At 40.9% G+C, this 12,771-nt stretch carries 13 protein-coding genes; 9 read left to right on the forward strand and 4 right to left on the reverse strand.

The window, feature by feature from the left end; all coding sequences use genetic code 11:
- Window positions 1-4: 4 nt before the first annotated feature.
- From FPV17_RS09315 to FPV17_RS09330, 4 genes are read right to left on the reverse strand one after another with little or no spacing between them, the layout of a single operon-like run.
- A complete protein-coding gene (locus tag FPV17_RS09315) occupies window positions 5-478 on the reverse strand; it encodes a thioesterase family protein (protein ID WP_144558809.1) in 474 nt (157 codons plus the stop codon).
- On the reverse strand, window positions 447-1,433 hold the full coding sequence (locus FPV17_RS09320; protein ID WP_144558810.1) for a 3-hydroxyacyl-CoA dehydrogenase NAD-binding domain-containing protein: 987 nt from the start codon (window positions 1,431-1,433) through the stop codon (window positions 447-449). Before FPV17_RS09320 ends, FPV17_RS09315 begins: the two co-directional genes overlap by 32 nt.
- A 16-nt stretch (window positions 1,434-1,449) precedes the next feature.
- Window positions 1,450-2,334, reverse strand: coding sequence for a beta-keto acid cleavage family enzyme (locus FPV17_RS09325; RefSeq protein WP_144558811.1), 885 nt, complete (start codon window positions 2,332-2,334; stop codon window positions 1,450-1,452).
- A complete protein-coding gene (locus tag FPV17_RS09330) occupies window positions 2,324-2,830 on the reverse strand; it encodes a GbsR/MarR family transcriptional regulator (RefSeq protein WP_412766078.1) in 507 nt (168 codons plus the stop codon). The genes FPV17_RS09325 and FPV17_RS09330 overlap by 11 nt, the downstream gene beginning before the upstream one ends.
- Window positions 2,831-3,162: 332 nt before the next feature.
- Here FPV17_RS09330 and FPV17_RS09335 point away from each other — a divergent pair, with 332 nt between their 5' ends.
- From FPV17_RS09335 to FPV17_RS09375, 9 genes are all read left to right on the forward strand, one after another.
- Complete coding sequence (locus tag FPV17_RS09335; protein WP_144558812.1) at window positions 3,163-4,329, forward strand: betaine/proline/choline family ABC transporter ATP-binding protein; 1,167 nt, start codon at window positions 3,163-3,165, stop codon at window positions 4,327-4,329.
- Between the two features lie 20 nt (window positions 4,330-4,349).
- Window positions 4,350-5,000 carry an ABC transporter permease gene (locus FPV17_RS09340; protein WP_060705129.1) on the forward strand — a complete coding sequence of 217 codons (651 nt, stop codon included), beginning with the start codon at window positions 4,350-4,352 and terminating at the stop codon, window positions 4,998-5,000.
- A gap of 14 nt (window positions 5,001-5,014) precedes the next feature.
- A complete protein-coding gene (locus FPV17_RS09345) occupies window positions 5,015-5,938 on the forward strand; it encodes an osmoprotectant ABC transporter substrate-binding protein (protein WP_035394075.1) in 924 nt (307 codons plus the stop codon).
- Window positions 5,938-6,591 (forward strand): ABC transporter permease, encoded by a 654-nt coding sequence (locus tag FPV17_RS09350; RefSeq protein ID WP_144558814.1) that lies wholly within the window; start codon window positions 5,938-5,940, stop codon window positions 6,589-6,591. Before FPV17_RS09345 ends, FPV17_RS09350 begins: the two co-directional genes overlap by 1 nt.
- 211 nt (window positions 6,592-6,802) lie before the next feature.
- The gene (locus FPV17_RS09355; protein WP_144558815.1) at window positions 6,803-8,590 is read left to right on the forward strand and encodes an IucA/IucC family protein; all 1,788 of its coding nucleotides are present in this window, start codon (window positions 6,803-6,805) and stop codon (window positions 8,588-8,590) included.
- Entirely contained in the window at window positions 8,574-10,316 is a 1,743-nt protein-coding gene (locus tag FPV17_RS09360) for an IucA/IucC family protein (RefSeq protein ID WP_144558816.1), read from the forward strand. The genes FPV17_RS09355 and FPV17_RS09360 overlap by 17 nt, the downstream gene beginning before the upstream one ends.
- A complete protein-coding gene (locus FPV17_RS09365; protein ID WP_186370769.1) occupies window positions 10,303-11,529 on the forward strand; it encodes an AMP-binding protein in 1,227 nt (408 codons plus the stop codon). The genes FPV17_RS09360 and FPV17_RS09365 overlap by 14 nt, the downstream gene beginning before the upstream one ends.
- Window positions 11,526-11,795 (forward strand): phosphopantetheine-binding protein, encoded by a 270-nt coding sequence (locus FPV17_RS09370; protein WP_035394067.1) that lies wholly within the window; start codon window positions 11,526-11,528, stop codon window positions 11,793-11,795. The genes FPV17_RS09365 and FPV17_RS09370 overlap by 4 nt, the downstream gene beginning before the upstream one ends.
- A complete protein-coding gene (locus tag FPV17_RS09375) occupies window positions 11,788-12,762 on the forward strand; it encodes a DUF6005 family protein (RefSeq protein WP_144558818.1) in 975 nt (324 codons plus the stop codon). Before FPV17_RS09370 ends, FPV17_RS09375 begins: the two co-directional genes overlap by 8 nt.
- Window positions 12,763-12,771: the final 9 nt, after the last annotated feature.

Genomic DNA, 12,771 nt, shown 5'->3' on the forward strand with positions numbered 1-12,771 from the left:
GTTGTTACTTTTTCCTGCGAATGCCTATGAGGGTATTGGCGCCTTTTGGCCATTGGTCGAATGAAGCGTGTGGCATGTCGGCTAGCTTTTCTTCAACAATAGGCGGAAAGGGTGCTGGACGCCGCGTCTCATTGTCCATGCCCATGATCATTTGTTCACTTGTTGCAAGAAGCTGATTAGAATCATCCTTTAATTCAACCCAGAGATGGGCACGCTTCACATCACGATCAAGAATGAGGATGGATGCTTTAAGAGGTGCCCCCTTATGAGCTTCTGCCAAGTATTTAATGTGATTTTCCAATGTGAAAATGGTGTATTGATGTTGTTGACGTCCTTTATCACCTAGTTCAATGTGTTCCATAAATGCTTCTAACGCACTACTAAAAACACGTGCATATTCCGCATCATTCATATGGCCGTTATAATCTACCCACTCAGGCAACACGCTACCTGTCCACAGTGTCAATGTTTCGTTCATAAGCAAGTACCCTTTCTGACGGCCAAAAGCCTTCTTCTTCTAGTAAGTCCATTAGTTTAATTAAAAATCGATCTCGACGATGTTCCATATCTGCAATGGGAATTTCTCCACACTGAGCCGATGTACCATCAATGACTTTTTTCTTTAAATCTTCTGTTAGCTCTGGCGCGATCAGACGAGTCCATGGCAACTTAAGCGCTGGGCCAAACTGTTCTAGCATATGTTTCATACCTTCATTTCCACCAGCAAGGTGCAATGTGAGGAACGGTCCCATTAATGCCCAACGTAAACCAGGACCATACACAATCGCTTTATCAACTTCTTCTGTCGTGGCAACACCGTCGTTCACAATATGCAGCGCCTCTCTCCATAAGGCTTCCATTAAACGATCACCGATATGTCCATCAATTTCTCCTGACATGACAAGCGGCTTCATGTTTAATTGATCATATATCTGTTGTGCTTTATTGATTGTTTCCGTTGCTGTTTGTTTTCCTCCGGCAATTTCTACAAGCGGAATGAGGTAAACAGGATTAAAAGGGTGAGCCACAATAACCCTTTCAGGATGCTTAACGCATGCCTCCTGCAAAACAGACGGCATGTAACCAGATGTAGAGGAAGCAATAATGGCATCCGGCTTCGCATAATGATCAATGGACGCAAGCACTTGTTTTTTTAACTTTTCACGTTCTGGTACGTTTTCTTGAATCAAATCTGCATGGGCCACGGCATCTTCTAGAGTTTGCACAAATGTTAGGTTGTCTTTAGCGGCGTTTTCATCTATACCATACTGGATTAATGTTGACCAACTATCATCCAGCATTCGTCTTGTATTTGCTTCGGCTTCTGGAGCTGGGTCATAAGCGAGCACACGGTGTCCGTTCGCGATAAACCGAGCAATCCATCCATTACCAATGACACCTGTACCAATAACAGCCATCGTTCGTTGTGACATTTGAATCAAACCTCCTTTAGTTTACTCGTTTCGTTAATCCTAAATAGTTTCGAGCTTCATCTGGTGTTGCAGGTTCTAAGTTTTCTTTCTGAAGCGCATGAACGGCTTTATCGACGAGTTGTTCATTTGTACCAAGTACACCTTTTTCTAAATAAAGGTTATCTTCTAAACCGACTCGAACATTGCCACCTAATTTGGCTGCTTCTATTAAAATTGGAAGCTGTTTTCGACCGATTCCGAAAGCAGACCATGTAGCGCCTTCCACAATTCGACCGCGCATATACTCAATTGTTTCTCGATCTGCATCTGCCCCCCAAGGAATGCCAAGGCAAAATTGATACATTGGTGTTCCTTCAATGTAACCGTCTGCGATTAATTGATTGGCTAGACGAATATGACCTGTATCAAACACTTCTAACTCTGGCTTTACACCACTCGCTTTAATCAGTAAGGCATGTTCACGTAGCCAAGATTCAGGGCCAAGATAGACTTGATCACCAAAGTTTAAACTACCACAGTCTAAGGTACATAATTCTGGAAGTAATTCGCCAACCGGTTCATGTCGTTCGAGAGGGGTTTGAATGTCTGTGCCTGGCCCTCCGCGAGTTGGATCCTCTAAATTAGGGACAAAATCACCGCCACCACCGGCAGTAATATTAATAATGACATCGGTATCAGCCTCTCTTATTCGTTGCACGGTTTCGCGGAAAAGAGCAACATCGTGGCTAAGCTTTCCTGTTTTAGGGTCACGAACATGAATATGAGCAATGGCAGCACCTGCTTTTGCAGATTCAATCGCAGATGCCGCGATTTCTTTCGGTGTAATCGGAACATGAGTGCTTTTTTTCGTTGTATCGCCAGCGCCTGTTAATGCTGCAGTAATAATACGTTTAGTTGTCATCGTTTTTCGCCTCCTTGGAGTGTGGGTGAATCGGTACATATTGGAAAATTTCACCAGTTTCAAAACAGTCAACAAGACGGTCAATCCAATTATAATAATTCGTCCAGTCATCTAGTTCTTTTTCCATCATTTGATGCTTTTTAAGGATATCGGCTGAAGCGTGCTGTTCTATGTCTTCTTCGATCGTACTTAATTTGTCCCGCAAGCGCCGTTCAAGCGCCATATTTCGTGTAATAACTTCTTTCCAACTAGTGGTGAAAAGAGAGATAAATGTTTGTACATAATCACTTTCCACATTGTAATACTCTTTACGGCTTCCTTTTACAAATTCCTTTTCAGCAATGTTTAATGAGATCATTTGACGCATCACTTGACTCATTCTGGTTTTGCTCATCCCTGTTTTTGCAGCTAATTCATCAAGCGTCATTGCCTGCCGATTCATGTAAATAATGCCGAGTAATCGACCAACGGTAGATGAAACGCCAAAGGTTTCCATGTTATTGGCAACACGATCAGAAATTAAATCTTCACACGCTTGCAGTTCATTAAGAAGCTCTTGATCTTTAGACTCTGACACAGCCTAACCTCCCTCTATCAAATCAGATACAACTGTACCATAGACAAACAAAAAGTTAAAAAGACAAGCAATGGAGCATTCGGGAGAAAAAACGAGTTATTGTAAGATAGACCACAGCGTAAACTTTGTACAATTTAAATTGCACAAAGTTTACGCTGTTTTTCTCTATTATGGGATTTTATTTTTCAATTGTACCTTGCCTATAATTTAGAAGCGCGCAAGTAGAGCGGAAATAGATGGAGGTATGGAACGTGTTAGAATTCAAAAACGTTGTTAAGAAATATAGCGATAATGGGAAACCTGCTGTAAAAAACATGAATTTAAAAGTAGAAAAAGGCGAGTTTGTTGTATTTATTGGGCCGAGTGGGTGCGGTAAAACCACGACAATGAAAATGATTAATCGGCTACAAGAGCCATCTGAAGGCAAGATCTTTTTAAATGGAAAGAATGTGCTAGATCAAGATCCGGTAAATCTGCGTCGTTCAATTGGATATGTCATTCAACAGATTGGTCTCATTCCTCATATGACAGTAGGCGAGAATATTTCCCTAGTTGGTTCTCTATTAAAATGGGATAAAAAACGTCAACAAGAGCGGGCAGAAGAGCTAATTAAAATCGTTGACTTGCCAGAAAGCTTTTTGCAGCGCTATCCCCATGAGCTTAGTGGAGGACAGCAGCAGCGAATTGGTGTTTTACGAGCGTTAGCTGTGGATCCTCCGCTCATTTTGATGGACGAGCCATTTGGCGCACTTGATCCTATTACAAGAGATGCACTACAAGATGAATTTAAAAAGCTACAGAAAGAAATGGATAAAACGATCGTTTTTGTTACCCACGATATGGACGAAGCGATTAAGCTCGCTGACAAAATTGTGATAATGAATCAAGGAGAAATTGTTCAAGTTGGAACACCGGACGACATTTTAAGAAATCCAGTGAATCAATTTGTTGAAGACTTTATTGGTAAAGATCGTTTACTACAGAGTCGACCCGATGTAACTAGAGTAGAACAAATTATTAATGAACATCCAGTTACGGTAACAGAAGATACAACACTGAAGGATGCCATTCAAAAAATGCGTGAGTCACGAGTTGATTCGGTATTAGTTGTTGACGGTTCCTACCGTTTAAAAGGCTATGTGGATATTGAGATGATTGACGCGAGCTTTAGAAAGAAAACATACGTATCAGAGGCAATGGAAAGTGACATCTATTCGGTGATGAAAGGTAGCTTACTGCGTGACACGATGCGGAGAATGCTACGCCGCGGGAGCAAATATGTACCGGTAGTAGCAGAAGACCAGACTTTAGTTGGCATTGTTACACGCGCTACACTAGCAGATATGGTCTATGACACGATTTGGGGTGAAGGTTCGAATTTAGACACATCACCAGATCACACTGAAACCGTACTTTAAGGGAGGCAGAAAAGAACATGATTGACGCAATCACATCCACCCTGTCTTCTTACGGTTGGGAATTACTTGAGAAAACAGGTGAACATCTTTATATTTCATTTTTCGCGATTCTATTAGGCGTTATGGCTGCAGTGCCAGCTGGAGTTTTGTTAACGCGAGTTCCTAAGGTAGCAGATCGAATCATTTCGTTTGTCGGGATTTTACAGACGATTCCTAGTTTGGCTATTTTAGCTTTCCTCATGCCTTTTCTTGGCGTCGGAACAGCACCTGCTATTGTCGCTTTATTTATATACTCTGTTTTGCCAATCTTACGGAATACGTATACTGGCGTGAAAGAGGTTGATTCAAAGCTAGTAGAGGCTGGAAGAGGGATGGGAATGAACAACTTGGAGCTAATACGGAAAATTGAACTTCCAATTGCTCTACCTGTCATTATGTCTGGAATCCGTTTTGCAACAGTTTATTTAATTGGTTGGGCAACGTTAGCGGCCTTTATTGGTGGTGGCGGATTAGGTGATTTAATTTTTGACGGCTTAAACCTTTACAAACCTGAACTTATTATTTTAGGAACGGTTCCTGCAACGATTTTAGCATTGCTTGCCAGCTGGGGACTGTCAGCTTTAGAAAAGAAATTAACACCAAAAGCATATCGAGAAAAAGAAACTGCTTGAAAGGAGAACGCAAGATGAAGAAGCATAGAATCTCTTTGTTCCTTGCCTCATTGCTTGTCTTTTCAGGTTGTTCCTTACCAGGATTAAGTGGACCTTCTGAAAATACGATACGCATTGGAACAATAAACACAGTGGAATCAGAAATATGGGGGCATGTTGTCTCACAGATGATTGAGCACTACACCGATTTAGAAACAGAATTGATTACAAACTTAGGATCATCCATTGTGCAACACCAAGCAATGCTACAAGAGGAAGTGGATATTACGGCAACACGCTATACAGGGACAGATATAGCTGGTGCGCTTAACATGCCAGATATTACAGATCCGGATGAAGCAATGGAAATTGTCCAAAGAGAATTCCAGGAACAATTTAACCAAACGTGGGGCGACTCCTATGGTTTTGAAAATAGCTATACTATTTCCATAACTGGTGATTTTGCAGAAGAGCATGGCATTGAGCATGTAGAAGATTTACGACCATTTGCAGCGGAAATGAATTTCGGTGTTGACAACTCATGGGTGAATCGTCAAGGAGATGGCTACCAAGCTTTTACCGAAACTCATTTTGAATTTGGGAATGTGTATCCAATGTCAGTAGGGCTCGTTTATGATGCAGCTGCATCAGGGAACATGGATGCCGTCCTTGCGTATTCTTCTGATGGACGAATTGCGGCTTACGATTTGGTGGTATTAGAAGATGATTTTTTCCCACCGTATGATGCATCCCCTGTTATTCGTAATGAAGTCATAGAGGAACATCCTGAATTAATGGCGATCTTGGACAAGTTAGCAAACATTGTGACAACGGAAGATATGCAGGAAATGAACTATTTAGCTGATGTTGAACTAATAGGCCCTGCAACGATTGCGAAGGATTTATTAGAGGAAAACAATTATTACGAAGACAAAGTGGTTGAAGAGGAGGGGGCGTAATGGCGTTTATTGATCAATTGGTTACGTATATTTCTCAAAATGGCTTTTATATTTGGGAGGAATTTTATCGTCACTTCTTAATGGCTGCTTATGGCGTTTTGTTTGCTGCGATAGTAGCAATACCAATCGGCATTCTGATTGCGAAGTATGGAAGGATTAGCGGCTGGGTGCTTTCGTTTGGTAGTATTATTCAAACGATACCAGTACTAGGCTTTATGGCTATTACAATGGTGGTCATGGGTCTTGGAACAACGACAGTGATTACAACCGTATTCTTTTATTCGTTGTTACCTATTATCCAAAATACGTATGTCGGGATTAGAGGGGTAGACAAAAGTGTTATTGAAGCCGCTTATGCATCTGGAATGACCAAATTTCAATTACTAGGAAAAGTGGAATTTCCTCTTGCTATCAGTGTCATTATGGCTGGAATTCGAACCGCACTTGTAATTGGCATTGGCATTGTAGCAGTCGGAACATTCGTAGGTGCAGGGGGGCTTGGAGCTATTATTGTTCGTGGAACAAATGCTACTGATGGAACAGCTATTATTCTTGCAGGCGCCATCCCGACAGCTGTAATGGCGATATTGGCCGACATTGTTTTAGGTTCAATTGAGCGACGCTTAAATCCTGCAAATCGATCATCCACATAAAAAAAAGAGAACGACCCAATTAGCGGGTGGTTCTCTTTTTCTCGTTAGATAGAAATAGGAATTTGGAAGGATATTCAAAAATATATTGATAATGAGAATCATTTTCATTATAATAGAGCTATATAGATCGCGCGAACAACCATGTGCGATCGCTATTTTTGAGATTAATTGAGAATGGATTTCAATTAATTATGAGAGGAAGGAAAGATTCATGCAGCATTCTGCAAAACGTATCGCTGAAAACGCCTCTTTACAAGCCTTTTTAAACAGTTACATAAAGGAAACGTTAAGTGGTGAGCTTTTGCCGGTTTCAATAAATGGTCAATCGCGGCACAAGACGAAACTACAAACGGAACAGATGCTAGAAATTAATCTTCCGCACCAGCACACTAGTTTACGGATTGAAATGTTGTATCGCTCTTTTGTAGGGCGCCACTCGTTTGGAATAATATTGAAGGGAAATCGCGAAACAGGGTGGCATCAAGAAGAACCACTATCTGTTTTAATCCTTCTTATACAAGAGCTTCATTTACAAGCACTTCATAATGGGGACGCTAAACGGTCTTGTTTTGATGAATGCCTTGTTCGCATGCTTGAAAGTTATCACTCCATGTGTACATATCTAGAAGAACGGCTAGCAACAGATGAAGCTATTCATGATCCAAGGCAAACGTTTATCGATGCGGAGCAGTCACTTTTATTTGGCCACTGGCTCCATCCAACGCCAAAAAGTCGACAAGGGATGGCTTACTGGCAACATGCTGCCTATGCACCTGAATTAAAAGGGCAGTTTCAGCTATATTACTTTTATGTGCATCATACGATTTTGCAACATGAGTCCATGTTAGACAAAAGTGTATGGGACATCGTATATGAAGAAACAGACTTGCAAATGATTGATGAAAAATGGTTTCCTTTTCCGATGCATCCGTTACAAGCGCAATTTTTATTAGAACAGCCTCATATTCGAAAAGCGATGGAAACAGGGCTTATTCAAGACAAAGGCCCTTGTGGTAAATGGTATACAGCTACTTCTTCATTGCGAACGGTATTTAATGAAGAAAGTAATTGGATGTTTAAGTTTTCTATACCAGTAAAGGTAACCAACTCCCTTAGAGTGAACAAGCGGCATGAACTACGGGCTGGTCTTATTGTTGGAAAAGTACTACAAAGAGCAAGATGGAAAAGTAAGACATGTCAATTCATTGATGATCCGGCTTACCTTACCGTTCGTCTGCCAGGAGTGAAAGAATCAGGATTTGAAACAATTGTTCGCTCTAATCCTTTTCAAAATGGTGGTAGGGGTGTTACGACGATTGCGGCGCTTGTTCAAGATCCTTTACCGGGAAGTGATTCAAAAGTAGCAACAATTATTAAAGAACTTGCCCAACAGGAGCGATCTTCTCTCCGCATGATAAGTGAGAAATGGTTTCGAACTTATGTGGAAAGTGCTATTGTTCCACTCATTTCGCTTTACGATGAACTTGGAATTGCCCTTGAAGCCCATCAGCAAAATAGTTTACTTGATGTACAAAATGGCTACCCAACAATGTATTATTACCGCGACAATCAAGGCTACTACTTAGCAGAATCATACAGACAAAAGTTAACTGCGCTAGTACCAGAATTGCAAAAAACAGAAGGGTTATTTTATGACGATGATGTTATTCAAAATCGATTTACGTATTACTTAATGATGAATCAAGCCTTTGCTGTTATCCACCGATTTGGCGCAGATGGCTTAATGTGTGAAAAGCAACTTTTAAAGGTGTTAAAAGAGGCATTGAAGCATTGTAGTCGGAAATGTTCTGGTGCTGGACGTTTATTTATTAACGATTTACTTGTAAAAACAGAGCTTGCTTTCAAAGCAAATTTACTTACTCGTTTTCATGATGTGGATGAATTGGCAGAAGAACTAGAACAAGCCGTCTATGTTAAAGTGCAGAATCCGTTTCAAGCAATGACGAGTCTGGAGGTGCAACATGCAAAAACCATCTAATCTACCAAGTAGGGCGGAACAACGTGTCATTCGGCAATGTTTTGAAGCCATTTTGTACGAGCATTTGTTACCTTATAACGAAATACCGTCACAAAACGGCTGGACGTTCTTTTTGATTAGAGGGGAAAAGCATGTTTACCGATGTCTTGGAAAACGTTCCGCCTTTGATCGAATAAGATTACACGGTATGCCGCTTATGTCTGTCCAAGCTGGCACTCAAACGTTTCCTAGAATAGAAGATATTGTAGAAGATGCAGCATTATCAGTTGAACAAAGCCAAGCCCTTTATGCAGAATTATCGCAAACAGTCTTATTATCAGAGTGGAATGAGCAAAACATAAGAATGGCTAAATCAAGACGATTGTTTACATATGAACAGTTGGAAGGGGCTATAGGAGAAGGTCATCCTTATCATCCTTGTTTTAAAGCAAGAACAGGATTTTCGCTTAAAGACCACCGAGCGTACGGAAATGAAGCAGGAGCGGATTTTTCACTTGTATGGTTAGGAGTCAAAAAGGAAGACGTGAACACGTATTATCCAGAAGAAGAGCATAGTTTTCTTCAGAAAGAATTCGGCTATGGCACATGGAAGAAAGTTGTAGTGGCCTTGTGTCAGTCAGGGGGGCAGTTATATGACTATCGTGTACTCCCAGTACATCCATGGCAATGGAATGCCATACAAAGCAACGAGTTGAAAGAAGCGATTGAAACAAAAGATGTTCTTTATCTTGGTACTTTTGGTGATCGTTATAATGCATCACAATCAATTCGGACGGTGATGAACAAAGACAACCCGCTTCAAGCACAGTTAAAATTGCCTTTGCGAATGATCAATACTTCTTCATTGCGAACGGTTCAGCCAGAAAGTGTTGCAGCTGCTCCAGATTTATCCCGATGGCTTCATGAAGTGGTGGAACAAGATCCTTATCTACATAAAAAACATGATGTTCGTTTGTTAAAAGAGTATGCTGGGGCTTCTTATGAGCCGAGTCGCTATCCATGGATAGCGGGGAATATCAATGTGATTTTTCGAGAATCGGTTCAAAGTCAGTTACAGAGAGGTGAGCGCGCTATCCCATTAAATGCACTTTCTCTGAAAGAAAAAGACGGTTCTTTATTTGTAGCTCTTTTCCTTAAGGATTTTGGGATAGAAGCTTGGGTAAAGCAATTTATTGAAGTAGCCGTTGTTCCTGTTGTTCACCTCTGTTTGGCACACGGCATTGCGGTAGAAGCTCATGGGCAAAACATGATTCTGATTCTCTCGGATACGAACTGGCCGATTGGCGTGCTCTTAAGAGACTTTCATGATAGTTTGGAATATTACGAACCTTATGTAAAAAAGAAAGAAGCGATACCTAATTTCCACGAAATCCATTCAATCTTTAAAGAAGGCGCAACTGACGACTATTATTGGATGTCTTCTCCAGAAGCGCTACGGGAACTTGTGGTCGATACATTATTTGTCTATCATCTAGCCGAATTGTCATGGCAGTTGGAGTGTGAGCTTGATTTTGAAGAGGAGACATTTTGGAACCTTGTTAATCAATCATTATCGCGCTATGTGCAGAGAGAAGATAAAGAGAATGAGCGAATCCACGCTCTACATCTTCATAAAGAAGTCATGACAACAGAATCACTTTTTAGAAAGAAGTGGACTGGGGAGAAAGAGAGCAGGCATTTAATTAAAAATGCGATTCAATTGGAGGGTATTTATGCTTATCATTAACGATCAATTTTACACTGCGAAAGACTTTGACCGTTTTACACAGCAGCTCAATGACCACCCCATTTGGCGAAAAGCGGATAGGTGGCGAATCGCCGTATGTCCAGAGGACTTAGGGAAGTGGGTAATGCTTCTCTATTATATAAAAGAAAAACAAGCGAGTATTGTACCGATCCATCCATCCACACCAGTTGAGGCAGCAAAAAGAATTGCTAATGAAGCGGGTTGTTTTTACTTGTTTTATCAGTCTTTTGAATCACCACTCACATTAAATCAAGCCGAATCAATTAGCGAACCGGGCATGATTCAATTCAGTTCAGGAACGACAGGCCAACCAAAACGAATTGTACGTAGCTGGGCTTCTATAGATGATGAATTACGTGCTTACCGTGACATGTGGCATTCAATTGACGTAAATACAGTCATTGTTGCCTGCCCTATAACGCATTCCTACGGTTTAATTAGTGGTGTAATGGCGGGGATTGATCAAGGAAAAACGGTTGTAGTGGTGACGGCACAGAATCCAAATTATGTCTTAAGCAAGACGAAAGATTACCCAAAACATGTGCTGTATGCCTCTCCGCCATTACTTCATTATTTAGCGAAGCGAACTGATGAAAAATTGCATGGAGTAATGACGTCAGGGACGCGGCTTCCTGATCAATGGTTTCAAGAAATAAAAAAAGCGAGCACGTTTGTAATGCAGCAATACGGCTGTTCAGAAGTAGGCTGTATTAGTATTGCGACATCCATAAGTGAACCGAACGATTTAGGGAAGCCTTTAACACATCATCATGTTAAAGCGGGTGTAATAACGAACCCAGCGGCTATATACGTTGAAAAAGCAGTAGAAGACTGTAATACAGGTGATCTTGGTTATTTCGGAAAAGACGGTCATTTGTACTTTGTTGAACGAGTAGACGATGTTATTAACGTAGCCGGAATCAACGTGTTACCGCACGAGGTTGAACAGGTATTACGCCAACATCAAGGCGTAGAAGACGTTGTTGTCTATAAAAGAAGAGATTCCTTATCAGGCGAACGGGTTTGTGCCCAAGTTGTAGGGACAGGTTTAGCCATAGGTGCTCTTCGAGAATGGTGTGCATCTTATCTTGCGGTCTATCAAATACCAAAAGAATTCGATTTTGTCGAAAAGATTCAAAAAGGAGCAAATGGAAAAGTGAATAGAAAACAGATTGGAGATGTTTACGTATGACGTATGAGCACGCTGTAACCATTCTTTACACGATTATTAAAGAAGATTTAGCTTTACAGACAATAGATGCATTTCATCACCACGCGAGGCTGAATGAAGATTTAGCCATTGATTCAGTCATGATCCTACACATTTTATTACAGCTCGAAACAGAATATGCTATCGCTATCCCCGATGAGTATATTGATCCGGCCATATTTGAGACGGTTGATCGCTTAGCTCAGTTTATTCAACGTCAGGAAGAGACAACAGCTATCCATGATTAAAGTGCATTGCTTTGTTAGTTGCGTGTGTGAAGTGTTAAAGAAAAATGGAATTGACCACCGTCCTTATTATTTTGGTGTATGGGATGCGGATTTTTTCCTAGATGAAAATGATCGCCTGACGTACCATGAAAAAAACGTTGATCACTCTTTCTTTAAAAACTGGTATGAAACCCTTTATGGCATTAGATTAAATGAATGGTATAAAAACACAGCTAGTAAAGAAGAAAATGTAGAGCACCTTGTTCATTTAATTGAGGAAAAAGATGACGATACACATGTCATTGTTATGCTTGATCTTGCGTTACTTCCTGAACGAGAAAACAAATTTCATCATGCGCCTTTTCCTCATTATGTCATGCTTGAAAAAACAAAGGATAAAGACGTATGGATGATGTATGATCCTGATTTTCGTTGGGAAGGGGAAATGGAAAAGGTTCAGATTCTCAATGCAGTGCGTTCCCCTGATGTGGGGGGAGGCTATCGGTTTAATGGCAACACAATTCAGCCCCCTTCAGATGACACGATAAAAGCGTATTTCCGAACCTGTATGAAAGAACGTGAAAACCCTTTAACAGAAACACTTCAATCACTCGTAGAAACGTTCTGGTCAGGAAGTCAGCGCCATCGACTTAATGAGCTTGGACTTGTAATGAAACAATTACCCGTTTTAGCTATTCGGAAATATGCTTATGAACATGCTTTTGCGTTCTTTTGGAAGGCACTCCAGTTTAGCGAAGATACGTTTGAGCAGTGGTGTGATGACATCGAGACGTTAGAGAAGGGCTTTAAAATCGTTCAGTATCAGGCGATGAAAGTGGCGAAAACGAAAAAAGAGGTGGACTATGAGCAATTGTGCGACCAACTTGAACGTCAAAATGAACGAGAACGGAAATTGAAAGAACAATTGGTTTTTTATTTTGACGAATGGCTTTTACAAAGAGAGCCACTTATTCTGCACGAAGGTTAAGGAGGAGTG

Origin of the sequence: Shouchella miscanthi (genome assembly GCF_007725405.1) — a bacterium.
GTDB classification, from domain to species: Bacteria; Bacillota; Bacilli; order Bacillales; family Bacillaceae_D; genus Shouchella; species Shouchella hunanensis.

Coding starts and splice junctions, on each gene's coding strand:
- FPV17_RS09375 (WP_144558818.1), top strand. CDS start 11,788: ATGATTAAAGTGCATTGCTTTGTTAGTTGCGTGTGTGAAGTGTTAAAG.
- FPV17_RS09365 (WP_186370769.1), top strand. CDS start 10,303: ATGCTTATCATTAACGATCAATTTTACACTGCGAAAGACTTTGACCGT.
- FPV17_RS09320 (WP_144558810.1), bottom strand. CDS start 1,433: ATGTCACAACGAACGATGGCTGTTATTGGTACAGGTGTCATTGGTAAT.
- FPV17_RS09315 (WP_144558809.1), bottom strand. CDS start 478: ATGAACGAAACATTGACACTGTGGACAGGTAGCGTGTTGCCTGAGTGG.
- FPV17_RS09355 (WP_144558815.1), top strand. CDS start 6,803: ATGCAGCATTCTGCAAAACGTATCGCTGAAAACGCCTCTTTACAAGCC.
- FPV17_RS09330 (WP_412766078.1), bottom strand. CDS start 2,830: ATGGAAACCTTTGGCGTTTCATCTACCGTTGGTCGATTACTCGGCATT.
- FPV17_RS09325 (WP_144558811.1), bottom strand. CDS start 2,334: ATGACAACTAAACGTATTATTACTGCAGCATTAACAGGCGCTGGCGAT.
- FPV17_RS09350 (WP_144558814.1), top strand. CDS start 5,938: ATGGCGTTTATTGATCAATTGGTTACGTATATTTCTCAAAATGGCTTT.
- FPV17_RS09360 (WP_144558816.1), top strand. CDS start 8,574: ATGCAAAAACCATCTAATCTACCAAGTAGGGCGGAACAACGTGTCATT.
- FPV17_RS09345 (WP_035394075.1), top strand. CDS start 5,015: ATGAAGAAGCATAGAATCTCTTTGTTCCTTGCCTCATTGCTTGTCTTT.
- FPV17_RS09370 (WP_035394067.1), top strand. CDS start 11,526: ATGACGTATGAGCACGCTGTAACCATTCTTTACACGATTATTAAAGAA.